General features: G+C 40.7%; 22 protein-coding genes and 1 other annotated feature. Of the genes, 17 read left to right on the forward strand and 5 right to left on the reverse strand.

Annotated features, from left to right (window positions below; translation table 11 throughout):
- The first annotated feature begins 107 nt into the window (after positions 1-107).
- Complete coding sequence (lon, locus tag ACZ9EE_RS23390; RefSeq protein WP_476031017.1) at positions 108-2,435, forward strand: endopeptidase La; 2,328 nt, start codon at positions 108-110, stop codon at positions 2,433-2,435.
- Positions 2,432-3,013: a ribosome biogenesis GTP-binding protein YihA/YsxC gene (yihA, locus tag ACZ9EE_RS23395; protein WP_476031019.1), complete on the forward strand. Its 582-nt coding sequence runs from the start codon at positions 2,432-2,434 to the stop codon at positions 3,011-3,013. Before lon ends, yihA begins: the two co-directional genes overlap by 4 nt.
- Positions 3,014-3,056: 43 nt before the next feature.
- Here yihA and ACZ9EE_RS23400 read toward each other — a convergent pair whose 3' ends face one another.
- Positions 3,057-3,545 (reverse strand): LiaI-LiaF-like domain-containing protein, encoded by a 489-nt coding sequence (locus ACZ9EE_RS23400; RefSeq protein ID WP_476031021.1) that lies wholly within the window; start codon positions 3,543-3,545, stop codon positions 3,057-3,059.
- A 289-nt stretch (positions 3,546-3,834) separates the two neighbouring features.
- Here ACZ9EE_RS23400 and hemA point away from each other — a divergent pair, with 289 nt between their 5' ends.
- From hemA to ysxE, 8 genes are all read left to right on the forward strand, one after another.
- Complete coding sequence (gene hemA, locus ACZ9EE_RS23405; protein WP_476031023.1) at positions 3,835-5,178, forward strand: glutamyl-tRNA reductase; 1,344 nt, start codon at positions 3,835-3,837, stop codon at positions 5,176-5,178.
- 12 nt (positions 5,179-5,190) lie between these two features.
- Complete coding sequence (locus ACZ9EE_RS23410) at positions 5,191-6,024, forward strand: cytochrome C assembly family protein (protein WP_215043946.1); 834 nt, start codon at positions 5,191-5,193, stop codon at positions 6,022-6,024.
- Between the two features lie 14 nt (positions 6,025-6,038).
- The gene (gene hemC / locus ACZ9EE_RS23415) at positions 6,039-6,977 is read left to right on the forward strand and encodes a hydroxymethylbilane synthase (RefSeq protein ID WP_476031025.1); all 939 of its coding nucleotides are present in this window, start codon (positions 6,039-6,041) and stop codon (positions 6,975-6,977) included.
- Positions 6,970-7,746, forward strand: coding sequence for a uroporphyrinogen-III synthase (locus tag ACZ9EE_RS23420; RefSeq protein ID WP_476031027.1), 777 nt, complete (start codon positions 6,970-6,972; stop codon positions 7,744-7,746). Before hemC ends, ACZ9EE_RS23420 begins: the two co-directional genes overlap by 8 nt.
- Positions 7,747-7,981: 235 nt before the next feature.
- A complete protein-coding gene (gene hemB / locus ACZ9EE_RS23425; RefSeq protein WP_476031029.1) occupies positions 7,982-8,962 on the forward strand; it encodes a porphobilinogen synthase in 981 nt (326 codons plus the stop codon).
- Between the two features lie 24 nt (positions 8,963-8,986).
- Positions 8,987-10,273, forward strand: a complete 1,287-nt coding sequence (hemL, locus tag ACZ9EE_RS23430) for a glutamate-1-semialdehyde 2,1-aminomutase (RefSeq protein WP_476031031.1) — start codon at positions 8,987-8,989, stop codon at positions 10,271-10,273.
- 176 nt (positions 10,274-10,449) lie between these two features.
- Entirely contained in the window at positions 10,450-11,514 is a 1,065-nt protein-coding gene (spoVID, locus tag ACZ9EE_RS23435) for a stage VI sporulation protein D (protein WP_476033063.1), read from the forward strand.
- Positions 11,515-11,615: 101 nt separating this feature from the next.
- Positions 11,616-12,656: a spore coat protein YsxE gene (gene ysxE / locus ACZ9EE_RS23440; protein ID WP_476031033.1), complete on the forward strand. Its 1,041-nt coding sequence runs from the start codon at positions 11,616-11,618 to the stop codon at positions 12,654-12,656.
- Positions 12,657-12,673: 17 nt separating this feature from the next.
- Here the strand turns inward: ysxE and ACZ9EE_RS23445 are convergent, their stop codons facing one another.
- Complete coding sequence (locus ACZ9EE_RS23445) at positions 12,674-12,868, reverse strand: hypothetical protein (RefSeq protein WP_476031035.1); 195 nt, start codon at positions 12,866-12,868, stop codon at positions 12,674-12,676.
- A gap of 155 nt (positions 12,869-13,023) precedes the next feature.
- Positions 13,024-13,256 (forward strand) — a binding site (T-box leader).
- 51 nt (positions 13,257-13,307) lie between these two features.
- Here ACZ9EE_RS23445 and ACZ9EE_RS23450 point away from each other — a divergent pair.
- Positions 13,308-15,950 carry a valine--tRNA ligase gene (locus ACZ9EE_RS23450; protein WP_476031037.1) on the forward strand — a complete coding sequence of 881 codons (2,643 nt, stop codon included), beginning with the start codon at positions 13,308-13,310 and terminating at the stop codon, positions 15,948-15,950.
- A 63-nt stretch (positions 15,951-16,013) separates the two neighbouring features.
- On the forward strand, positions 16,014-17,312 hold the full coding sequence (locus tag ACZ9EE_RS23455; RefSeq protein ID WP_476031039.1) for a bifunctional folylpolyglutamate synthase/dihydrofolate synthase: 1,299 nt from the start codon (positions 16,014-16,016) through the stop codon (positions 17,310-17,312).
- A 36-nt stretch (positions 17,313-17,348) separates the two neighbouring features.
- Here the strand turns inward: ACZ9EE_RS23455 and ACZ9EE_RS23460 are convergent, their stop codons facing one another.
- From ACZ9EE_RS23460 to ACZ9EE_RS23470, 3 genes are read right to left on the reverse strand one after another with little or no spacing between them, the layout of a single operon-like run.
- A complete protein-coding gene (locus tag ACZ9EE_RS23460; protein ID WP_476031041.1) occupies positions 17,349-18,641 on the reverse strand; it encodes a pilus assembly PilX N-terminal domain-containing protein in 1,293 nt (430 codons plus the stop codon).
- A 16-nt stretch (positions 18,642-18,657) separates the two neighbouring features.
- Positions 18,658-19,128, reverse strand: coding sequence for a PilW family protein (locus ACZ9EE_RS23465; RefSeq protein WP_476031043.1), 471 nt, complete (start codon positions 19,126-19,128; stop codon positions 18,658-18,660).
- 19 nt (positions 19,129-19,147) lie between these two features.
- Entirely contained in the window at positions 19,148-19,759 is a 612-nt protein-coding gene (locus ACZ9EE_RS23470; protein WP_476031045.1) for a prepilin-type N-terminal cleavage/methylation domain-containing protein, read from the reverse strand.
- Between the two features lie 114 nt (positions 19,760-19,873).
- Here ACZ9EE_RS23470 and ACZ9EE_RS23475 point away from each other — a divergent pair, with 114 nt between their 5' ends.
- From ACZ9EE_RS23475 to ACZ9EE_RS23495, 5 genes are read left to right on the forward strand one after another with little or no spacing between them, the layout of a single operon-like run.
- Positions 19,874-20,680 carry a hypothetical protein gene (locus tag ACZ9EE_RS23475; RefSeq protein WP_476031047.1) on the forward strand — a complete coding sequence of 269 codons (807 nt, stop codon included), beginning with the start codon at positions 19,874-19,876 and terminating at the stop codon, positions 20,678-20,680.
- Positions 20,681-20,703: 23 nt separating this feature from the next.
- Complete coding sequence (locus ACZ9EE_RS23480; protein WP_476031049.1) at positions 20,704-22,044, forward strand: G5 domain-containing protein; 1,341 nt, start codon at positions 20,704-20,706, stop codon at positions 22,042-22,044.
- Complete coding sequence (locus ACZ9EE_RS23485) at positions 22,028-23,719, forward strand: GspE/PulE family protein (protein ID WP_476031051.1); 1,692 nt, start codon at positions 22,028-22,030, stop codon at positions 23,717-23,719. Before ACZ9EE_RS23480 ends, ACZ9EE_RS23485 begins: the two co-directional genes overlap by 17 nt.
- 11 nt (positions 23,720-23,730) lie before the next feature.
- A complete protein-coding gene (locus tag ACZ9EE_RS23490) occupies positions 23,731-24,780 on the forward strand; it encodes a type IV pilus twitching motility protein PilT (RefSeq protein ID WP_476031053.1) in 1,050 nt (349 codons plus the stop codon).
- Positions 24,773-25,978 (forward strand): type II secretion system F family protein, encoded by a 1,206-nt coding sequence (locus tag ACZ9EE_RS23495; RefSeq protein WP_476031055.1) that lies wholly within the window; start codon positions 24,773-24,775, stop codon positions 25,976-25,978. Before ACZ9EE_RS23490 ends, ACZ9EE_RS23495 begins: the two co-directional genes overlap by 8 nt.
- Positions 25,979-26,083 lie beyond the last annotated feature (105 nt).

A 26,083-nucleotide genomic window follows, 5' to 3' on the forward strand; every position in this document is an offset into this window, starting at 1 on the left:
TCTCTAAAAATAGACACGAAAAACCAAATGAGATAGAATTGTACAACAAAGACTATTCTGATTAGCACTAGAAAAAATAAGGATTTTGCATGTGGAGGTGCAGTAAGATGGCGAAACAGAATGAATTGATCGTCCCCCTCCTGCCGCTACGAGGCTTGCTCGTCTATCCGACAATGGTTCTTCATTTGGATGTAGGCCGTGAGAGGTCGGTTCAGGCACTCGAAAAAGCAATGGTAGATGACCATTTGATATTTTTAACCACACAAAAGGATGTCTCAATTGATGAACCCGCGGAAGAGGATTTATACAAATTAGGTACATTGACAAAAGTAAAGCAAATGTTAAAGCTTCCTAATGGTACGATTCGCGTATTGGTAGAAGGTTTAAATAGGGCAGAAGTTGTTTCTTTTTATGATGAAGAAGACCATTACTCCGTTAGTATCGTTACTTACGAGGACCCGGATACGAAAGATGTAGAAGATCAAGCCTTGATGAGAACGATGCTGGATTATTTCGAGCAATACATAAAATTATCGAAAAAGATATCCGCGGAAACGTATGCAACTGTGGCTGATATTGAAGAACCAGGGCGAATGGCCGACTTGATTGCCTCACATCTGCCAATCAAGTTAAAAGAAAAACAAGAAATTCTCGAAATGATTGATATTAAAGAGCGTGTGAACCGCGTTATTGATACCATTCATAATGAGAAAGAAGTCCTTAATCTTGAGAAAAAGATTGGCCAGCGTGTGAAACGTTCGATGGAAAGGACACAAAAAGAGTACTACCTTCGTGAGCAAATGAAGGCGATTCAAAAGGAACTAGGCGATAAAGAAGGAAAAACCGGCGAAATCGCCGACCTTACGAAAAAGATTGAAGAGGCAGGCATGCCGGAACATACCAAGAAAGCCGCGCTGAAAGAACTGGACCGTTATGAAAAGGTCCCTGCAAGTTCTGCTGAAAGTGCGGTCATTCGTAACTATATTGATTGGCTGATTGCTCTTCCATGGACAAAAAGGACGGAGGATGATATCGATATCCTTCGTGCAGAAAAGATTTTAAACGAGGATCATTATGGACTGGAAAAGGTGAAGGAACGTGTGCTTGAATACTTAGCGGTGCAAAAACTGACCAATTCCATCAAAGGTCCAATCCTTTGTTTGGCAGGACCTCCTGGTGTGGGTAAAACCAGTTTGGCTCGCTCGATTGCAACCTCGCTGAATCGGAATTTTGTCCGAGTTTCACTTGGCGGTGTTCGCGATGAATCTGAAATCCGTGGTCATCGCAGGACTTATGTCGGAGCAATGCCAGGCCGGATCATCCAAGGAATGAAAAAAGCAGGTACCATCAATCCGGTCTTTTTACTTGATGAAATTGATAAAATGTCGAGTGACTTCCGGGGTGACCCATCAAGTGCCATGCTGGAAGTATTAGATCCTGAACAAAACCATAATTTCAGTGATCATTATATTGAAGAAACCTACGACTTATCGAAGGTTATGTTCATTGCCACAGCTAATAACCTGTCAACCGTACCGGGTCCGCTTCTAGATCGTATGGAGATCATTACGATTGAAGGCTATACGGAAATTGAAAAAGTTCATATTTGCCGTGATCATTTATTGCCAAAGCAAATTAAAGAAAATGGCCTTTCAAAAGGAATTCTGCAAATGCGTGATGATGCGATCCTGAAAGTTGTTCGTTACTATACTCGTGAGGCAGGTGTTCGAAGCCTCGAACGTCAAATGGCGACGATTTGCCGCAAAACAGCCAAAATCATCGTGGCCGGAGAGAAAAAGCGTGTCATCATTACCGAGAAGAATGTGGAAGAATTCTTAGGTAAACCAAGATTCCATTACGGCATGGCAGAATTAGAGGACCAAGTCGGGGTAGCAACAGGTTTAGCCTATACAACGGTTGGCGGTGATACCCTGCAAATTGAGGTTTCTTTATCTCCTGGTAAAGGAAAACTGGTTTTAACGGGTAAGCTTGGTGATGTCATGAAAGAATCGGCTCAAGCGGCCTTTAGTTATATTCGTTCAAAAGCGGCCGAGCTTGGGATAGCTGAAGACTTCCATGAAAAAAATGATATTCATATCCATGTTCCAGAAGGGGCGGTACCTAAAGATGGTCCATCTGCTGGAATTACGATGGCAACCGCACTTGTGTCGGCCTTAACCGGTAAACCAATCCGTCGTGAAGTGGGAATGACCGGTGAAATCACCTTGAGAGGCCGAGTTCTTCCGATTGGCGGCTTGAAGGAAAAATCGCTTAGCGCTCATCGCGCCGGATTAAAAACGATCATTATTCCGAAAGACAATGTCAAAGATATTGATGATATTCCAGAAAGTGTTCGGAACGAATTGGAATTTGTCCCTGTTGCCCATGTGGATGAAGTATTGAAGCGTGCCCTTCTAGAAGGTGGCGCTCGATGAAGGTTGTAAGTTCTGAGATTGTGATTAGTGCGGTAAAGCCGGAACAATATCCGGAAACAGAGCTGCCAGAGTTTGCACTTGCTGGCCGCTCGAATGTGGGAAAGTCCTCATTTATTAATAAGATGCTGAACCGTAAAGGGTTGGCACGGATTTCCTCTAAACCAGGAAAAACGCAGACATTGAATTTTTACTTGATTAATGAAATTTTGCATTTTGTTGATGTACCAGGTTATGGGTATGCGAAAGTCTCGAAGTCCGAGCGGGCAGCGTGGGGAAGAATGATTGAAACCTACTTTACGACGCGGGAACAGCTCAGGGCAGCTGTTTTAATCGTTGATTTGCGCCATCCGCCAACCACTGACGATGTGATGATGTATGATTTCCTAAAACATTACGAAATTCCCTGTGTCATCATTGCGACGAAAGCAGATAAGATCCCTAAGGGGAAATGGCAGAAACATTTAAAAGTAACCCGTGAGACATTAGAATTAGATAAAAACGATCAGATTGTTGTTTTTTCTTCGGAAACAGGCGAAGGCAAGGATGAAGCTTGGTCGATTTTGAAAAGTTATATGTAAGTAAGAAAATAACCGCCTAGGCAGTATAATCTGCACCAGGCGGTTATTTTTTCTTTTTTAGTAAAAAATAGATACCAACAACAATTAAAAGGGCCGGCCAAAATTTCCAAACTAAATTCATTCCGTTTTGCAGCAGGCCAAAATAGCCGGCAATTTTATCATAAAACAGCAGCAAAACCGCTATAATGAGAAAAAGGAATGCTTGAAATAAACCCGAGTTGGTTTTTTGAAAACGAAGGAAGAAGCCTACTGAAATAATTAAAATAAGCATTCCAATCGTATTCGTGGGCCAAAAAGCAAGGTGACCTGAAAGGTGAAAATGCAGGCCAAATCCACTCATGATTACCCCAGGGAGAATCGCATCATATTCCCTTGCCGAATAGCCCTGACCCAAAAAAGCGGCCCCGACAATAATCAGTAACGTCGGCCATGTATAAAATTGTTGAAAAAGAGTAAAGCCTGTTTGCTGCAGTAGAAAATAAGCCCCGAATCCAATTAAGATAATTCCAGGGAATATACGTTGATTTTTCATTAAAACACCGCCACTTCCAGTAAGGTTCACTTGAATCTATTCTATTTTTTTGGTACTGTACATAAGGAAGTATTTTAGAAATCCTATTTAATCATCACGTTAAGAATATGTAAAGGAAACGATGGTAAAGTTACTATATTAATACGCCGCTAACCAGGGCGCCGCACTTTTATTTTATCTTAGCATATTGTTTCATTTTATGTTCACATTTTTCGAGCAAAAGTCGAAATTGCTCGTGATATAATTTTACTAGTTAATACTGTAAACTCTTTGGGGGTGTAATTTACAAATGCATATAGTAGTCATCGGTCTTAACTATAAAACTGCCCCTGTTGAAATCCGTGAGCGGTTAACATTCAATGAAACCGATCTTGTGGATGCGATTAAACAATTAAATGGAAAAAAGAGCATCCTAGAAAATATCATCTTGTCGACATGTAATCGTACAGAAATTTATGCGGTCGTTGATCAGCTTCACACAGGCCGTTATTATATTAAGGAATTTCTGTCCGAATGGTTCGGAATGGAGCAGGCAGAGTTTTCGCCCTTTCTCTTTGTCAATGAGGATGACGGGGCAGTAGATCACTTATTCAATGTAACATGTGGACTAAACTCCATGGTTCTAGGAGAAACACAAATTCTCGGACAGGTACGAACAAGCTTTTTATTAGCACAGGAAGAGGAAACGATCGGTTCCGTGTTTAAACACCTATTTAAACAAGCGATTACCCTGGCAAAACGCGCACATTCTGAAACAGATATTGGCGCTAATGCAGTTTCTGTCAGCTATGCAGCCGTTGAACTAGCGAAGAAGATTTTTGGTTCTCTTGGGAACAAGCATGTCTTAATCTTTGGTGCTGGAAAAATGGGTGAACTGGCTGCCCAGAACTTACACGGCAATGGTGTAAAAAAGGTAACAGTGATTAATCGTACGTTTGAAAAAGCCCAGATGCTTGCAAGCCGTTTTAATGGTAAGGCGCGAAACGTGAGCGAATTAGAGAAATCACTAACAGAGGCGGATATCCTAATTAGTTCAACAGGTGCCAAGGATTTAGTCATATCAAAAGAATTAATGGCAAAAGTGGAGAAAAAACGCAAAGGGAAACCGTTGTTTATGGTTGATATAGCGGTACCTCGTGACTTAGATCCAAAAATTGCGGAACTTGAAAATATCTTTTTATATGATATTGACGACTTAGAAGGTATTGTGGAAGCAAACTTACATGAGCGTCAAAAAGCTGCTGCAAAAATCAGACTCATGATTGAAAAAGAGATCGTCGATTTTAAACAGTGGCTGGGAACACTTGGAGTGGTCCCTGTTATCTCTGCACTACGTGAAAAAGCACTTGCGATTCAAGCGGAAACGATGGTTAGTCTTGAACGGAAACTGCCAAACTTAAGCGATCATGATATTAAGGTCCTAAACAAACATACAAAGAGTATTATTAACCAGCTCTTAAAGGATCCGATTTTACAAGCAAAAGAATTGGCGGCAAGACCGGATGCAGATCAGGCAATGGATTTGTTTATGAAGATCTTTAATATTGAAGGGCTTGTTCAAGAGCAGCATTCGAAAGAAGCCAAAACGATTAAATTGCCGGTTGGAGAAGTTCAGGCTTCTTTTCAGTCATAAGGAGTCGTTGATATGTTTAACACTCTTTTGACAAGGCTTCACGAATTTACAGTTGTTCTATATGCCTTCAGTGTGTTGTTATATTTTTTCGACTTCATTCACCATAACCGGAAGGCAAACCGTATTGCTTTCTGGTTACTTGCAGTTGTATGGATATTGCAAACGGTCTTTCTCTTTTTATATATGACGAAAACAGGCAGATTCCCTGTATTAACGATTTTCGAGGGACTCTATTTTTATGCCTGGGTATTGGTCACATTGTCGATTGTTATCAATCACTTATTACGGGTCGATTTCATTGTCTTTTTCACAAATATACTTGGCTTCACCGTTATGGCCATTCATACATTTGTCCCAATGCAATACCATTCACATACTTTGGCAACAAGGCTTGTATCGGAACTGCTGTTAATTCACATTACAATGGCTATTCTTTCGTACGGGGCATTTTCCTTATCCTTTGTTTTTTCATCTTTATATTTACTTCAATATGATTTGTTGAAACGGAAAAAATGGGGGGCGCGTCTGATCAGGCTGGCAGATTTAGAAAAACTCGAAAAGTTATCTTACATACTCGCTGTCATTGGCGTTCCAATGCTGCTTCTCAGCCTGATTTTAGGCCTCCAGTGGGCATTTTTAAAGGTTCCGGGAATGCCGTGGTACGATATGAAAATTATCGGTTCATTCCTGTTACTTTCAGCCTATAGCATTTATTTATACCTGCGGATCGTAAAAAATCTCTCCGGCAGAAAATTGGCGATTTGGAATACAGCGTCCTTTTTAATCGTTTTAATAAACTTTTTTCTATTTGGGAGATTATCATCATTTCATTTATGGTATGCATAACTTAGGAGGCAATCATGAGAAAAATTATTGTTGGTTCTAGACGAAGCAAACTGGCATTAACACAAACGAATTGGGTTATTGACCAGCTTAAAAAGCTAAACCCCAATTTCGAATTTGAGGTAAAAGAAATTGTGACAAAAGGCGATAAAATCTTAGACGTTACCCTTTCGAAGGTGGGCGGTAAAGGTTTATTTGTAAAAGAAATCGAACAAGCTATGCTTGATAAAGAGATTGATATGGCCGTTCATAGTATGAAAGACATGCCTGCTGTTCTGCCAGAAGGGTTAACAATCGGCTGCATTCCATTCCGTGAGGATCATCGTGACGCCTTGATTTCAAAAGACCATGTGAAATTAAATGACCTAAAGCCAGGAGCTATCATCGGAACAAGCAGTCTTCGCCGCAGTGCCCAGCTTTTAGCCCAGCGTCCGGATTTAGAGATTAAATGGATTCGCGGTAATGTCGATACGAGATTAGAAAAGTTAGAATCTGGTGAATACGATGCAATTATTCTCGCAGCGGCAGGTTTATCCCGCCTAGGCTGGGCTAAGGAAGTCGTAACGGAATTTATTGATGCGGATATTTGTGTACCTGCCGTGGGGCAAGGCGCCTTATCGATTGAATGCCGTGAGGACGATCAAGAACTGCTAGACCTTTTTGAAAAATTCACTTGCATAAAAACAGAAAAAGCGGTTCGGGCTGAACGGGCCTTCCTTCAAAAGATGGAAGGCGGCTGCCAGGTGCCGATTGCAGGCTTTGCTCAAGTAGATGAAAATGATGAAGTAGTCTTAAATGTTTTAGTAGGTTCACCAGAAGGTCAAGTGATTTACAGAGAAGAACTTCGCGGACAAAATCCAGAAGAACTCGGTAATCAGGCTGCTGATTTATTAATTAAAAAAGGAGCCAAGGACCTGATTGAAAAAGTGAAACGAGAGCTTGAAGGCCGTGAGTAAACCTCGGGCTTTGCTTGATAAAACAGTTCTAGTTCCTAGAGGAAAGGATCAAGCAAAATCATTCTCTCAGCTAGTCGAGAGGTATGGAGGGATTCCGGTTGAAATCCCTCTAATTGCTTTTCGGCCGATTGAAAAAAATCAACGTCTTCAAGAATGTGTGGAGACACTTGATACATACGACTGGATTATTTTTACGAGTAATGTCACGGTTGAAACGTTTTTTTCGTTTTGTCACCGGGATGTTGCTGAACTGCCTAAAATAGCGGTAATCGGGAAGAAAACTGCCGAGGTCTTGGTGAAGATGGGGATTCATCCGGCATTTGTTCCTTCGGCCTATGTGGCTGAGGTATTTGTCGAAAAGTTTTTACCACTTGTCGATGGCCATACAAAGGTTTTGCTTCCGAAAGGCAACTTGGCTCGGGAGTATATCGCGTCCTCTTTGACCGAGGCAGGGGCACAGGTCGATGAAGTGGTTATCTATGAGACCTACATGCCGGATGAGAGCCGTTTGAAGCTGGCCCAGATGCTGTCAAAGAATGAATTAGATATTCTCACCTTTACAAGTCCTTCGACTGTTGATCACCTCATGGAGGTCGTGAAGGAGTATGGTTTGGAGGAGCAGCTGAAAAAATGTATAATCGGCTGTATCGGGCCGGTTTCGGAACAAAAACTGCTGGAATACGGCCTTACGGTGCATGCTTCACCGGATGAATATACCGTGAAGGATATGATTATGAGCACGATTGCTTATCTTGAGGGTAAAGGTTGACTGGCGGCCAGTAAACAGAGGCTATGCGCCAGTAAAGTTGATTATCCGCCAGTAAAGTTGAATTATCCGCCAGTAACAGTGGGTTATCCGCCAGTATTCGAGAGTAGCGCCAGTAATTTTAATTATCCGCCAGTAAACGGCGGTGATGCGCCAGAAAGCTGCGTCTATCCGCCACTAACCCGAGGCTAACCGCCAGTAACAAATTTAAATTAAATCTTTTGGAGGTATAAATAGAATGGAACTTCAATTTCAACGTCACCGCCGACTACGTACAAGTGCCAGCATGCGCGCACTTGTAAGAGAGAATCATCTAAGACCAGAAGACTTCATTTATCCGTTGTTTATTTATGAAGGCGAAAATATCCGTAAAGAAGTCTCCTCTATGCCTGGTGTCTTCCAAGTATCAATGGACAATCTTCAGGCTGAAATGGAAGATATCGTGGCACACGGAATCAAATCCGTCTTATTGTTCGGAATTCCAACCACAAAGGATGCGTGCGGAACGCAAGCTTTCCATGACCACGGAATCGTCCAGGTTGCTACCCGTTACATAAAGGAAAACTTCCCAGAAATCATCATCGTAGCAGATACATGCCTGTGTGAATATACCGACCATGGTCACTGCGGAATCGTTGAAGGTGATAAAATCCTTAACGACCAATCACTTGACCTGCTCGTAAAAACAGCGGTAGCCCAAGCTAAAGCGGGTGCCGACATAATCGCCCCTTCTAACATGATGGATGGCTTCGTCGCGGCGATCCGTGCTGGATTAGATGAAGCTGGTTTTACCGAAATTCCGATTATGTCATACGCGGTTAAATATGCGTCAGCATTCTACGGACCATTCCGTGAAGCTGCCGAAGGAGCACCGCAATTCGGTGACAGGAAGACGTATCAAATGGATCCTGCAAACCGCATGGAAGCATTTAGAGAAGCAGAGTCCGATGTGGCAGAAGGCGCAGATTTCTTAATTGTAAAGCCTGGTATGCCATACCTAGATATCGTTCGTGATGTAAAAAACAACTTCAATTTGCCTGTTGTTATTTATAATGTGAGCGGTGAGTATGCGATGATTAAAGCGGCCGCGCAAAACGGCTGGATTGACGAAAGAAATACAGTAATGGAAATGCTAGTAGGCATGAAGCGTGCAGGAGCAGATTTAATTGTTACCTATCATGCAAAAGATGCGTGCCGCTGGTTGAAAGAAGAGAATTAACAATTTCTGAAATGAGGGAATAGAATGCGTTCGTATACAAAATCGATTGAAGCATTTAAAGAAGCCCAAAACTTAATGCCTGGCGGTGTGAACAGCCCGGTTCGTGCCTTTAAATCCGTCAATATGAGCCCGATTTTTATGGAAAGAGGCAAAGGGTCTAAAATATATGATATCGATGGCAATGAATATATTGATTACGTCTTGTCATGGGGACCGCTGATTTTGGGTCACTCAAATGATCGGGTAGTTGAGGCATTGAAAAAAACGGCCGAGCTAGGGACAAGCTTTGGTGCCCCAACTGAGTTAGAAACGAAATTAGCACAAATTGTCATTGAGCGCGTCCCATCGATTGAAGTTGTCAGAATGGTTAACTCGGGAACTGAAGCCACTATGAGTGCACTTCGCTTGGCACGAGGCTATACAGGCCGTAACAAAATCTTAAAATTCGAAGGCTGCTATCATGGCCATGGTGATTCATTGTTGATTAAAGCCGGTTCAGGGGTAGCCACACTAGGGCTGCCTGACAGTCCAGGCGTTCCTGAGGGGATTGCTAAAAATACGATTACGGTTCCTTATAATGACCTTGAAAGTGTTAAATATGCTTTTGAGCAATTTGGCGAGGATATAGCGTGTATTATCGTTGAGCCTGTTGCCGGGAATATGGGACTAGTTCCGCCGCTTCCAGGCTTTTTAGAGGGGCTGCGTGAGCTAACTACAGCAAACGGTTCGTTACTGATTTTTGATGAAGTCATGACCGGCTTCCGTGTAGGCTATAATTGTGCACAGGGCTATTTTAATATAACTCCTGATATTACTTGTCTTGGAAAAGTAATTGGCGGCGGACTTCCTGTTGGTGCGTATGGCGGTAAAGCTGAAATTATGCAGCAAATTGCCCCAAGCGGTCCGATTTATCAAGCAGGGACACTTTCAGGGAATCCGCTTGCGATGACGGCAGGACTTGAAACGTTAAGTCAATTAAAACCAGAGCACTATCAAGAGTTTGTCCGTAAAGGGGATCTGCTTCAAAAAGGCTTTGAGGCAGCGGCTGAAAAGTATGATATTCCGATTAGCTTTAACCGGGCCGGTTCGATGATTGGTTTCTTCTTTACAAATGAAGCGGTAATTAACTATGAAAAAGCAAAGACTTCTAATTTAGACTTCTTTGCGGCCTATTATCGCGAGATGGCGAATCAAGGAGTATTCCTGCCGCCTTCACAATTTGAAGGCCTATTCCTATCCGTAGAGCACTCTGATGAGGATATTGAAAAAACTATTCAAGCAGCTGAGGTTGCTTTCTCTAAGCTTAAATAATATTGATTTCTACACCCACTTCGGAAAAGTGGGTGTTTTTTGTTCTGACAAAAGTATTTTTATCATAATTAAAAAGCATCCCTCATAAAGTGTAAGTGACATAGTGATTTTGCGTGTAGGATACGAAAGGAGGAGTCGCTTTGTCCCAAGAGAATCAATCGTGCCTGCGATTTTCCTTGGAGGAGTCATTGTGGTTTAGAAAAGGACAGGAAGTCGAGGAACTCGTTTCGATTTCCCTAGACCCGGACATCACCATCCAGGAAAACGATCAGTACGTAACCATACGTGGTTCGCTCGAACTATCTGGCGAATATAAAAGTTACGAAGCAAGCGATGTGAGTGAAGAGGAAGCAGTGACGTCTCAAAAATTTGTCGAGAGAGTTGCTGAATTGGAAGAGCAGGGAAGCTGTGAATTTTCACACCGATTCCCAGTTGATATCACGATTCCGAATAACCGGATCCAAAGTATTTATGATATCGATGTCCTTGTAGAATCATTTGATTATTCCATCCCTGAGCGCAGCTGCTTAAAGCTTTCCGCCGAATTGACGATTAGTGGGTTATATGGAAATGAGCCTGTAGAACAACAGCAAGAAGAAGAACAGCAGTATGAGGTCCTTCACCGTTATGAAGAGGAAGAAGAGGAAGTAGAAGTAGAACAACCTGCGGTCCATAGCAGCTTTGAAAACAACTTCTTGTTTGAAGCAGAGGCTAGAAAACCGCAGGAAGAAGAAGAACCAGTGGAAATCTTACCAAAATTCCCGACCTTCAACTACCAGCCGCAGGTCGAGGAAGAAGAGGAAGAAGAAGACTTTTCACCTGCATGGAATCTTCAGGAGGCTAGAAGTGAAGCCAGCCAGCCTGAAGCAGTTGAAACAACAGCAGAGGTTATTGTCGTGGAAGAAACTGCACCGCAACACCATGAAGAAGTGATTATTGCAGAAGTGGAAGTAGAAAGTTCATCTTCCTCATCAGAAGAGCCGCCAAAGGTTCAGAAAAAGAAGAAGGCTGCCAAAAAGAAAAGCATGACGCTGACCGAGTTTTTTGGCCGTAAGGATGAACGAACAGCCCAAACGAAATTAAAGGTTTGTATTGTTCAAAAAGGAGATACGGTTGCCAGTGTAGCAGACCGCTATGATGTGTCAGTGCCAAATCTTCTTCGAGAGAACAATCTTGAACTAAATCAAGATGTATATGAAGGCCAGGTCCTTTATATTCCTGGTACACTTGCAAAAAAATAATGCAAAAATAAAAAGATGAGCGGGTTTTTATAACCTGCTCAGCTTATTTTTAAATTGACTTGACGAACCTTCGCCTTTCTTTGAAAGAGAGCTGACATCTCATGAGCGATATGAATCGGTTAGAATCAGTAGCACCGATTTTAAAAAATTATTTTATCGAGCCTTATTTTGTAGAAGACTACGGGATTGTTCAAAAGGTTTATTCGAATAAAGGCACCTTTGCATTGAAAAAAATCCCACCTACAACCGGTACAGATTTCATTCGTCATGTTCACCTGTTATACCAGAAAGGCTTTAACCGCATTGTCCCAATCTATCCGACAATGGACGGCAGGTATGCCGTTTTACATGAGAATAATCTTTATTATTTAATGCCTTGGATGCCCAATCAACAAAAAGAAAACCGTGACCAGATAAATCTTGAGCTATTCCGAGAGTTAGCTAGACTTCATACCCTGTCTGCTAAGGAAGTGACCGTCAGTAAAGAGGAACGGGCAGAGCATTATGAAACCACGATTCAGCAGCTGGAAAAGCATCAGGAGTTTCTCGATGGTTTTATAGATGAATGTGAAAAGAAGACCTATATGTCACCGTTCCAATTGTTGTATTGTTTATACTATAACGAAATCAGTCAGGCACTTCGATTTTCAAAAGGCAAATTCGAGGAATGGTACGAGAATACGAAGGACACCGAGAAGGCGCGCATGGTGATTACCCATGGGAAATTATCTTCCGAGCATTTTCTCTATGATGACCGGGGCTACGGTTATTTTATCAATTTTGAAAATGCCCGTTACGGGTCTCCGATCCATGATCTTCTCCCTTATTTATCAAGGGCCTTAAATACCAGACCGAAGCGGAGTGATACCGCGATAGATTGGGTGTATCATTACTTTAAATATTTCCCCTATAAAGAGGATGAGAAATTGTTATTTAACAGCTATTTAGCCTTGCCCGTGCCGATTATGCAAGTGGTCGATAGCTATTATAAAAAAGAAGGCCGGAAAAATGAGATGAAATTTGTCCGAAAGCTGCAGGAGCAATATTGGCATTTAAAAAATTCCGAGTATGTTGTGATGCGGATGACGGAAATCGAAAATCAACGAAAACAAGCAAAAGAAGGAGCCCAGCAGCAGTCCTAATCTGCATGATGGGCTCCTTAAATTATGTCAAAATAGATGGAAACGGCAATCACTAGAAAAATCACTAACAGCAATACATCTAGGATGGTTGGTAAAAACAATGTGCGGATAAATTGAAAGATGGAAAAGGGAACAATGAATTGTGCGGCTATTCTGCGCGAAGTAATAAACCAGGGACGGTATTTGTATTTGTGGAAATTGTTACGCTTCACGGACCGAATCCTCCCTCATAATAAATTTTATTTATATATATTCCAAAAGCCTAGATAAGTTCTCTCCTAATTACATAAGGTATAAAATATAAAAAAATTGTTCATCCTGTTGACGTCACTCCCCTTTTTTGGGTAGTATAACAATATAATTTAAAATGAAGGCTACGACAGGGAAGAGTACAATGCACTCCTGCTTTAAGAGAGGGAAATCATTAGCTGGAAGATTTCCTAAGCGGAACGTTGGAAAGTCGCCCATGAGCTTCTTCTGCGAACGGAGCAATCCTATTAGTGGGAGACGGATAAAATCCGTTATCTAAGTTAAGAGCCAATCGTGTTGTTTGATTGGAAAAAAGGTGGTACCGCGAAGCAAACTCCATTCGTCCTTTTATGACGAATGGGGTTTTTTGTATGTTTACCGGAAATTGAAGGAGGATTTTAAATGGAAACAAAAGAATTAACAATGCCGACCAAGTACGATCCACAGGCGATTGAAAAAGGCCGCTATGAATGGTGGCTAAAGGGTAAGTTTTTTGAGGCAAAAGACGATGAAGGCAAACAGCCATACACAATCGTTATTCCGCCGCCAAACGTTACCGGAAAGCTTCACTTAGGTCATGCGTGGGATACAACATTACAAGATATTCTGACAAGAATGAAACGAATGCAGGGATATGATGTTCTCTGGCTTCCTGGTATGGATCATGCGGGAATTGCGACACAAGCAAAAGTGGAAGAAAAACTACGTAACGAGGGCAAAAGCCGCTATGATTTAGGTCGAGAAAAATTCGTCGAAGAAACATGGAAGTGGAAGGAAGAGTATGCTTCCCATATCCGCCAGCAGTGGGCGAAATTAGGCTTAGGTCTTGATTATAGCCGTGAGCGTTTTACGCTTGATGAGGGCTTATCTGATGCTGTTAAAGAAGTATTCGTAACTCTTTATAAGAAAGATTTAATCTATCGTGGTGAGTATATCATTAACTGGGATCCATCCACAAAAACAGCTCTATCTGATATCGAAGTAATTTATAAGGATATCCAAGGTGCCTTCTATCATATGAACTATCCGCTCGCAGATGGTTCCGGCCAGATTGAAGTCGCGACTACCCGTCCGGAAACAATGCTTGGTGATACCGCTGTTGCCGTACACCCAGAAGATGACCGTTACAAGCATTTAATTGGCAAAACCGTTGTCCTTCCTATTGTTGGCCGCGAAATCCCGATTGTTGCGGATGATTATGTCGATATGGAATTTGGTTCTGGGGCTGTAAAAATCACGCCTGCACATGATCCGAATGACTTTGAACTGGGGAATCGCCATAACCTAGAGCGTATTCTTGTTATGAATGAAGATGGCTCGATGAATGAAAAGGCAGGCAAATATCAAGGACTAGACCGTTTCGAATGCCGTAAGCAAATTGTTAAGGACCTGCAAGAACAAGGCGTTCTTTTCAAAATCGAGGAGCATATGCATTCTGTTGGTCACTCTGAACGCAGCGGCGCCGTTGTTGAACCATATCTGTCAACCCAATGGTTTGTTAAAATGCAGCCACTCGCAGACGAAGCAATTGCTCTGCAAGAGAAAGAAAACAAAGTAAATTTTGTTCCAGACCGTTTTGAAAAAACATACCTCCGCTGGATGGAAAATATCCGCGACTGGTGTATCTCCAGACAGCTTTGGTGGGGCCATCGTATCCCTGCTTGGTATCATAAAGAAACTGGTGAAGTTTACGTTGGAACGGAAGCACCTGCTGATGCTGAAAACTGGGAACAGGATAAAGACGTATTAGATACATGGTTCAGCTCCGCATTATGGCCGTTCTCGACAATGGGCTGGCCGAACAAAGAAGCGGCTGATTTTAAGCGTTACTTCCCAACAGATGCATTAGTAACTGGTTACGACATCATCTTCTTCTGGGTTTCACGGATGATTTTCCAAAGCATCGAGTTCACTGGTGACCGTCCATTTAAAGATGTACTCATTCATGGTCTCGTTCGTGACGAGCAAGGACGTAAGATGAGTAAATCACTTGGTAATGGTGTCGACCCAATGGATGTTATTGAAAAATACGGTGCCGATGCATTACGTTACTTCCTATCAACGGGCAGTTCACCTGGTCAGGATTTACGTTTCAGCTTTGAAAAAGTGGAATCGACTTGGAACTTTGCTAATAAAATTTGGAATGCATCGCGTTTTGCGTTAATGAATATGGATGGCTTAACATATGAAGAAATTGATTTCAGCGGAGAAAAATCAGTTGCAGATAAGTGGATTTTAACTCGCTTAAATGAAACAATTGAGCATGTGACAAGACTTTCAGAGCGCTATGAATTTGGTGAAGTGGGTCGTGCACTCTATAACTTTATCTGGGATGACTTCTGTGATTGGTACATCGAAATGGCGAAGCTTCCATTATACGGTGAAGATGAAGCAGCTAAGAAAACAACTCGTTCGATCCTGGCATATGTATTAGACAACACGATGCGTTTGTTACATCCATTCATGCCATTTATCACCGAGGAAATTTGGCAGAACCTTCCGCATGCTGGTGAATCGATTACAACGGCAGCATGGCCAGTTGTAAAACCAGAACTAACAGACGACCAGGCTGCTCAAGAAATGAAGCTGCTTGTCGAAATGATTCGCTCTGTACGTAATATTCGTGCTGAAGTAAATACACCATTAAGCAAGAAGATTAAAATGATTGTAAAAGCAAAAGATGAATCCGTTCTGAAAGCAGTGGAAAGCAACCGCAGCTATATTGAACGCTTCTGTAATCCAGAAGAATTGCAAATCGGCGTAGATATCGAAGTACCTGAAAAAGCAATGACAGCTGTTGTTACAGGCTTAGAAATCATTTTACCTCTTGAAGGACTTATTAATATTGACGAAGAAATCGCTCGTCTGAATAAAGAATTAGACCGCTTAAATAAAGAAGTGGATCGCGTTCAAAAGAAACTAAGCAACGAAGGCTTTATGAAAAAAGCACCTGAGAGTGTTGTCGCCGAGGAACGTGCGAAAGAAAAAGATTATCTAGAAAAAAGAGACACCGTCGAAGCTCGTATCAAAGAGTTAAGAGGATAACAAGTTGTGCGAGACGAATTCCATATGGGTTCGTCTCGCTTACATAAAAGGGGTGTACCAAAATTGTTTACTACTTATCAAGAAGCCCTCGATTGGATTCATGGGAGACTTCGACTAGGAATTAAACCCGGCTTAGCACGGATGGAATGGATGATGGACAGGCTAGGGTCCCCCGAAAAGAAAATTAAGGCTGTTCATGTGGGCGGGACGAATGGAAAAGGATCCACCGTTACTTTCCTACGTTCGATTCTCCAAGCAGGAGGATATACAGTCGGGACCTTTACCTCACCTTATATCGAACAATTTAATGAGCGAATCAGTGTGAATGGAAAACCAATTAGTGATGAGGAAATATTAGAGTTGACCAATGTGATTAAACCTCTCGCAGATGAATTAGAAGGAACGGAGTTAGGTGGTCCAACGGAGTTCGAAGTGATCACGGCGATGGCCTTTTACTATTTCGCGAACACAAGTCAAATCGATATAGTCATTTTTGAAGTCGGATTAGGCGGGCGCTTTGATTCCACCAATATCATTCAACCGTTAGCATCAATTATAACGAACATTGGCTTAGACCATACAGCTATCCTTGGTGACACCTATGAAGAAATTGCCTTTGAAAAAGCTGGGATTATTAAGAAGGATACTCCAATCTTTACGGCTGTTAAACATCCAGGTGCCTTAAAGGTAATTGAGGGAATGGCAGAAAAGAGGTCTGCACCAATTTATCGATTAAATCAAGAATTTCAGATTTCTGGGCATGAATCGATTGCCAAAGGTGAAGTATTTTCAATAAAATCAAAATCACTATCTTATGAGGGACTTGAGATCAGTATGATTGGCCAGCACCAAACGGAAAATGCATCATTAGCTGTTCTAGCGGCTGACTATTTAAAACAAGCAGGCTTTAAAGTAACGGAACAATCTATTCGAAAAGGGTTAACAGAAGCTTACTGGCCAGGAAGGTTCGAAGTTCTGTCAGAAAATCCATTGGTTATTATTGATGGAGCGCATAATCAGGAAGGAATTACGGCTTTAGTCCATGAACTATCAAGCAGATATAAAGATCGAAACATTCATATTGTTTTTGCTGCTTTAAGAGATAAGAAGCTAGATGAGATGATTGGAATGCTAGACAGTATTGCAAATCAAATTACTTTTGTTAGCTTTGATTTTCCTCGCGCCGCTAAAGCGGAAGAATTATTACAAATTAGCAACTTAGGGACCAAGCTGGCAGTGGATGATTGGTCATCGTTTCTCCAAGAAGAAATAAAAGCCTTGAAACAAAATGAGATGTTAGTTGTTACAGGTTCCCTCTATTTTATTTCAGAAGCAAAACCTTCTATAAGCAAAAATTTATAAAAAAATGGTGTCCAATAAATGATGGACACCACTTTTTTAATTATATTTCACAATTGGTGTTACCTTTTCATCCCAGTTTAAAAATTGGTCTGTGACCTCAATCGTGGAATCGCCGTTTGCAATTGTTCCAAGGGAGCATTTTTCATTGAATTTTACACTATCAATGCTATCAGAATAGATTGGATACGATGAAAGGCCAGCCGCTCCTGTTACCGTTCCTTTTATACAGATTTTAGCGGACGTATCAAAGTGCGAAAAATCCATATTTGAAAAGTCTGCATTACCAATAACATAAATCGATGAATGCTCCAAGTCTTTAAACTTGTCCTGTTGTTCCCCAAACTTAACATTACCAAGTACGACAATCGTTGAATTATGAATACCTTGGTTAATGGTTTCGAAAGTTGCATTCCCCTTAACCAATATGTTTGTGTTATTAAGTCCATTAATTTGTTTATTAAATTCAGTGTCACCTGTGATATACAGGGTAGAACCTTCTATACCTTTATTAATGACTTGATCGAAAGTCACACCCTTTTCAAAAACCAGGTTAGAGTTTAGGATCTGTGAAGGCTTTGTTACAGACACTGGGTTATTAAATTGACAATTAAGGCTGGAGTATTTTTCATTTCCATTACCATTTGTATCTGAAATACCTGATGTACAAACAGCTAAGCCAGTTGGTTTGGGAATAAGTGTTTCATAATCAAATCGATATAATGGGATCGGTTTAACCTTTAAACCGGCACGGTCAATTGAAAAAGTGAATACAAATTTGGCTGTTAATTGCTTTTGTGGATTAGTACCAACGTATCCTAAGCTTTTATAAGTAAGTTCCAACTGTTCCTTCGGTTCTAGTAGATTATTATTACAAGTAGTACAAGTTATAACGGAAGTGGATTTATCAATTTTAAAATAACTATTGGTCCCTGTATTAACAGTCTTCTGAATAATAGTTGCGTTCAATGGAGAGAGGATCGATCCATTATAGGCGTCGATTAACTTTTGTGCCAACTGATCCTCGTATTTTTCAATATCTGTATCCAAAATGGTTTTCTTGGTTTGATAATCTGTTTCAATAAGTGACTTAATTTCAGATCTTTTTAATGAAATCTGTTCATGGAAAAAATCACCTAGTTTAGCCTGATAATACTGAACACCCATTTCTGCAACATCGACTGTTTGGACTGTTTTTTCCGATTTATAAACTTGTTTGGCATTGTTAAGGGTAGCCCCCATAACAGCTAATCCTAGGATGGAAAGGACAGTTATGGTCATTAAGACAATCACAAGGGACATTCCTTGCTCATTCTTTTTTAAACAATCCACTTAAAAAATCCCTCTTTCATAATCGATTTATTATGGTCTTAACTTCATAAGTCTCACTTGGATGTTTTTTGTTCTTAATTACTATTTTGATGTAGAGAGGGCGTGTGGTACTGACTAGTGTATTTTTGTTAATGAGTGTATCGCTCCCACTACTATAATCATATAACGAGTATTCAAAATGATCGTTTGAATATTGAAATGATCTCGAAGTACCTGCCTGATCTTTACCCGACATTGTAATGGCAGTAGCAGAAGGGTTTTGGTCCATCATAATAGTATAGTTGTAGCCTGATTCATGTAACTTAGTGATACTTGTAACCATTAGATTGGCTTCCTGCTGCATGGAGATGGTTTTATTTGCTTTATTCGAATAATCAATTCCTCCAAAAAATACACTGGAGACGGTTACGATTACAATGGAGAGTATGGTAACGGCGGCTAAGACCTCAATTAATGTGATCCCGTCCTCCTTAGTAAGTTTCGTCATTTGAGTACCTTTCCTCCTGTTAGAGTTCAAAATACGAGAATGTCTCCGTCAATGGATTCGTTAAAGGCCCAGCTAGTGGATTGGGAAGTACTTTTGATTTCTCTACTATCTGAACTTGAAGCTTATATAAAGGAGATGTTAGGTCGTTAACCGATTTTGTATCAACGAAAACTAAAACCTGGTAATTTGTATTAGTCAAACTCAATTGCAGAACACCTGAGCCGGATAGATAGATGTCCTTATTCAGATTTATTTTAGGAAAAGACGTTTTTGATAAAGTTTGTGGCCCCGTCTTACCTTGCAGCATGATAAGAATATTTTTTAATTCCAAATTCATACTGGGATTTACTTTAAATGATTCTTGGGTTTCTCTTGCTAGATCAGTTGCTTTTAATTTATTTGAGGAAATGGAATTATATTGAAATGAATTAGTAAAAAAGGTAATTGTTGTAATTAAGATAATTGACAAAATTACAATTGAGGCTAAAAGTTCAACTAAAGTCATACCTTTTTGGTTAGTTATATACTTTTTCAATTTATCACCTGCAATTTTATGGGGAAAAAGGAGGATATAATTTTTTATGACAAAAATTTCCCGCCTTCTTTTAAAATACTTAATAGTATTATACAATATTTCATAGGCGATTTTTGTCTAATTTTCGTAAAAAAGCAAGAAAATGTTAGGTATTTTGTCATAAAATATTGTTTCATAGGATAATAGTCCGCAATAGAGAGGAAGTTTGGAATGCTGTCACTTATATGGGCCTTTGGTGCTACGTTAATCTTATTGTTAATTCTTACTTTATTACGAGTTGGATTCTCTTTCAAAGGGAAGCTAATTGTCGCTTTAACTGGGTATGTGCTGGCCCTAGCAGGATTGGCAGCTGTTTCTTCCTTTCCACTGTGGCAAACAGGGTTAATCGTAGTGTTACTAGTTTTGGCTGCAGCCTATGTAATGGACACCCGGTTTGCGGCCTTGATCTATAACCAAGGAATGGATTCCTTCGCATTGCAGACCCAGGAAGAAATGGAAGAGGATATTTTCCATCATAAAAAAGAAAAACAATTGGAATTAGAATTACTGGATTTAAACACAGATGGTGATGAATTAGCTCCGTTAATAACTCTAGAAGGCACGGAAGAGCCTGCCTTTCAAGAGCTGCCTCAAGACAATTTAGAGGCAGAAGCTTTTTTACCAGAACCAGAGTATCTTTCACAAGAGACAGATGATTTTCTAATCGATTCGGACCCTGTTCTAGATGATGGAAAAACAGAAATCATCGAAGAGAAAAAAACGGAAGAAGGTTATTTAGCTGATATCGAAAGCTTACTATTCGAAGAATCGGATGATAACGATCATTCTGAGGATGAAGGATGGCTTGAAGAAATGAACGATTTTGAGATTCTATCTAATGGAGAAGACGTTGTTGAAGAGACAAAAGATGAGAACCTCCTCGAAGAATTGTTCCTTGCAACCGAAGAAGCTGCAGCTGGAACGGAAGAACTCAAAAAAGATCGCAATATGGAGAGGGAAGTCAAATTACAAAAGTAGTTTGATGAATTGGGGGCTAGTAAATGAAGAAAAACACTCAGTTTATAAAATTATTTATTGTACTCATTTTTAGTACAACATTTATCTTTAGTACCTCTCATTTTGGAGCAAAAGCATATGAAAAAATGTCTAATCTGGATGGGAAATACTCCGATGGAACCCAAATTGGTACGATCGATATCACAGGGAAAACAGCTGCAGAAGCAGCTAGTTTACTGGAAAAACAGTACCTTGATTGGCTGAAAAATACGAAATTCACCTTGCAATATAGTGAAAAGAGCGTTGCGTTTGACCTAAACGTTTTTTACCTCGATAAACAAACAACGATCGAATCAATCAAGGATGGACAGTCCAATGCTGTTTTTATTTCACTTGATCTTACACAGCTTGAGGACCAAGTTAGTATGCTATTTCCAGAGATTAATAGTAAAGAAATAGATTTTACAAAACTGAAAGCAAGTTTACAATCGTCAGCATCTATGCTTCAGTCCGGCGACCGAACGTTTAATCTGACAAAGGATTTCATGCTGGTAAACTCAGTTGATGAAAATTTTGTGATTAATGAAGCCGTGCTTACATTAAGGGAGATTCCTAATGGGCTTCCAGCTTTCATTGAGAAAAATCCACAGATAAAAATTGACCAAGGAGCAACCTTCTCAGTTCTTGACCTTGCGAAGAGTCAGAAAATAACCGACTCATCTTTATTAAGTGTGCTTGGAACTGGGATTTATCAAGCAGTACTACCTTCCAACTTTACGATTGTGGACAGAAATATTAGCAATTCACTTCCTGGTTATGCGGGCTTAGGATTTGAAGCGCGCGTCAGTCTGGATAAAAACATGAATTTAATCATAACAAATCCTAATAAAACCAGCTATACACTAGAACTAGCTTTAAAAGATAATAGATTGACTGTGAGTTTAAAGGGAGAAAAGCTCCTTTACAGCTACAGAATCAGCAAAAAAGACGAGCAGAAAATAGAACCGAAGACTATTGTACAATATAGTCCCTTGTTAACAACGGGCAATACAATCGTTAAAGCTGCAGGTGCTGATGGCCTGTTCGTGAAGGTTAATCGTGAGGTTTACCAGGATGACCAGCTTTTAAAAACGGAACCTATTTCTGAGGATTATTATTCGCCATCCTATCGAATTGAGATTCATGCCTTAACCGGCACATCTCAGGGTACAACGACGGCCGGAACAACCGCCGGAATTCAAACAACAACTAGTACGACAACAACTGCCACTCCTTCAACTGTAACTATTCCTGATGGAAGTCAAACTACTTCAACATCTGGGACAACACAACAAGATTCCAATGTTAATGACCTTTGGGGGAAACCGAATGAACAGCCAAAATAAGGTTGATAACAATAGAAAGCAATCAAGGAAACGTCTAGGGGAATTGTTGATTGAACAAGGACTTATTTCAAAGGAACAACTTGCTTCGACCTTAGATGACAAAGGGTCCAGTCAGAAGCTTGGCGAGGCCTTGCTCCAAAAAGGATATATCACGGACCAGCAATTAGCTGAGGTGTTAGAAAATCAGCTGGGGATTCCTCATATCAATCTTGTTCAATACCCTTTTGAAACGAGTCTTTTCTCTTTAATATCTAAGGATATGGCGAAAAGGAATTTGATTGTTCCGCTAAAAAAAGAGGGGAACAAGCTGTTTGTGGCAATGGTCAATCCGATGGACTTCATTGTCATGGATGATTTACGTCTTGCCACTGGATTCCAGATTGAGGCAGGGATCGCAACGAAAGAGGAAATCCTCCGCACCATCAACAAGTATTATGAAGAAGATGATGGATTCGAGGAACTTTTTGATGACCTAGCGGCAAATGAGCGGGCCAGGGATGAAGATGTGACCAACCAAGATTCACCGATTGTTCGGTTGGTTAATCAGCTACTAACGAATGCCGTTATTCAAAAAGCCAGCGATATTCATATCGACCCTCAAGAAACAAAAATCGTGATCCGCTATCGTGTCGATGGTGTGCTTAGAGTAGAACGGACTTTGCCCCGTCACATGCAAAGCGTATTGACAGCGAGAATTAAAATTATGTCCAATCTAGATATTACCGAACACCGGATACCTCAAGATGGCCGGATTAAATTACATCTTGATTTTTATCCGATTGATTTGCGGGTATCTACGTTGCCCACAGTTTATGGCGAAAAAATCGTTATGCGTTTATTAGACATGGGTGCCGCTCTAAATGATTTAAATAAAATTGGCTTTAATGCCCTTAATTTTAAACGGTTTAATTCGTTAATTGAACAGCCAACCGGAATTGTATTGATAACTGGGCCAACTGGTTCTGGGAAATCCTCTACCCTTTATGCGGCGCTCAATCAATTAAACAGCGAAGAGGTCAATATCATTACAATTGAGGATCCAGTTGAATATCAATTGGAAGGGATTAATCAAATCCAGGTTAATCCTAATGTTGGGATGACATTTGCTGCAGGACTGCGATCGATACTCCGGCAGGATCCAAATATTATCATGGTTGGGGAGATTCGTGATAAAGAGACCGCGGAAATTGCCATACGTGCTTCCTTAACGGGGCATTTAGTTTTAAGTACTCTTCATACTAACGATTCTCTCGGAACCATTACCCGTTTGAATGATATGGGAGTGGAGCCGTTTATGATTGCCTCATCTGTCAGTGGCATTGTTGCCCAGCGCCTTGTACGTAGAGTTTGCCGCGATTGTGCACAGGCACAGGAACCTTCTTTAAGAGAAAAGGAAATCTTCGCTAGACGTGGTTTGAAGATTGAAAAAATCATTAGAGGAAAAGGCTGCCCTTCTTGTAATATGACAGGTTACAAAGGAAGGATTGCCCTTCTTGAGGTACTCGTCATTGACGATATCATGCGCAGAATCATCATGAATGATAATTCGTTTCAAAAATTAAAAGAACAAGCGATTAAAAATAAAACTATCTTTCTTATTGACGATGGGTTATTAAAAGTGAAACAAGGTCTGACAACAACAGAAGAAGTACTACGTGTTGCCATTCTAGAGTAGGAGTATAAGACATGACTGAGAGAATTGATAATATTCTTAGGGCCGCAATTGAATTTAAAGCATCTGATATTCACTTAACCGTGGGGGTACCGCCGATTTTCCGTATTAACGGAGATATTAAACGCTACGGGAAAGAGATGCTCTTACCACCTGATACCGAGGCAATAGCCAAACAAATTATTCCGGAAAACCTCTGGAATCAATTTAAAGAAAAAGGGGAGCTTGATTTTTCCTATGGGATCCCAGGTGTATCCCGCTTCCGTGTGAATGCTTATCATCAACGGGAAAGTGTCTCTCTTGCACTAAGGGTAGTAGCATCAAAAACGCCAACGCTTGAAGACTTAGACTTGCCGGAAATCATCCCGAGGCTTGTTGAAAAACCACAAGGACTCATTCTCGTGACCGGACCAACAGGAAGCGGAAAATCAACAACGCTTGCTTCGATGATTGATTATATGAACCGAACGATGCGAAAACATATCATTACCTTGGAAGACCCGATTGAATATCTTCATAAACACGGAAATTCTATAATTGATCAGCGTGAAGTAGGCTTTGATACGCAAAATTATGCTAGTGGTTTAAAAGCGGCCCTTCGTCAAGACCCTGATGTCATCCTTGTAGGGGAGATGCGTGACTTAGAAACGATTGGGATTGCGATTACTGCGGCTGAAACAGGCCACCTTGTTTTCGGCACGCTTCATACTTCGAGTGCACCAGCAACGATTAACCGTATCATAGATGTCTTTCCGCCGGCACAGCAGCCGCAGATTCGTGTCCAGCTCGCTTCGGTATTGGTTGGGGTTATTTCCCAACGCCTTTTCCCTACTGTTGATAAAAAGGGACGTAGAGCAGCCACAGAGATATTAGTCAATAATCCAGCGATAGCCAACTTGATTCGTAATGAGAAAATCCACCAAATTCAGAGTACGATGCAAACTTCTCGAGCCCAAGGGATGCACACACTAGAAATGAGTATTCGAGAGTTGCTTGAACGCAACGTCATTCAGAAAGAAGCAGCAACCAAATATCTACAAGAAAAGATGATGATGGATGCCTAGGTTTAAATATTCCGGACGAGATAAACGTGGGAAGAAGCAAGGGGTTATTACTGCGGCTTCTCGCCGTGAGGCAATGGTAAAGCTAAAGGATGATGGGGTTCGGGTTGTTGAAATGACAGAAGTCCCGGAGACCTTGATGACAATGGAATTGACTTTTGGAAATCCCGTCAAAATGCAGGATTTTGTCATTTATTTACGGCAATTTGCGACCCTGCTAAAGGCAGGAATCACAATTGTAGAAGCCACAGCGGTTCTCGCGGCCCAAACAGAAAGTAAGGGCCTTAAGCGTGCACTCCTAGATGTCGAACAGGAACTCCGCGAAGGAAATCCTTTTTCCGAGGCTGTTTCAAAGCATCCCAAAATCTTTAATTCTATGTTTGTCAATATGGTTAAGGCAGGGGAAGTCAGTGGTAATATGGATGGAACGCTGGAGCGATTGGCTGAGGATTTTGAAAAACAGCACCATACAAGGGAAAAAGTGAAATCAGCTCTTACTTATCCATTAGCTATTGGTATTATTGCTATATTAGCTGTCATCTTTTTACTGGTTGGGGTGGTTCCCAAATTTGTAACAATGTTTTACGATATGGATCTTGAGCTTCCGGCGATTACCAAATTTGTTTTATCCGTAAGTGAATTTATGCAATCCTTTTGGTGGCTGGTTGCGATTCTTTTTGTTGCTATCTATGTATTTTTCATGTTCATGAAAAAAAATAAACAGGCCAAATACTATTTGGATCTTGTAACTTTAAAAATGCCTTTATTTGGGAAAATGATGCAAAAGGCACAGTTAGCAAGAATGATGAGAACACTTAGTACTTTATTCTCGAGTTCAGTGCCGATTCTACAAGCAATGTCGATTGTTGAAAAGGTCGTTGAAAATGAAGTAATTTCAAAGGTTATTCGTGAATCCCGTGATTCGCTTGAAAAAGGAAGATCAATGACAGAGCCAATGATTGCCCACTGGGCTTTTCCTCCATTAGTCACACAAATGATTACGATTGGAGAGGGGACAGGGGCTTTAGATGCGATGTTGTCAAAAATTGCGGAATTTTATGAAAAAGAAGTAGAAGCAGGCACAGACCGACTAAAATCCTTAATAGAGCCGATCATGATTGTCTTTTTGGCTGGGGTGGTTGGGGTAATAGTCTTGTCGATTATGATGCCAATGTTCTCAATGTACGACCAGATGAGCTAATAAATTACATTTTTATTACAATTATCTATTAAATGTTACAAAAAAACCATATTTGTGACAAAAAATGATAAAAAAATCTTTTCCAATGATGTCATTTATTGTATA

The organism is Bacillus sp. URHA0034, from assembly GCF_056280405.1.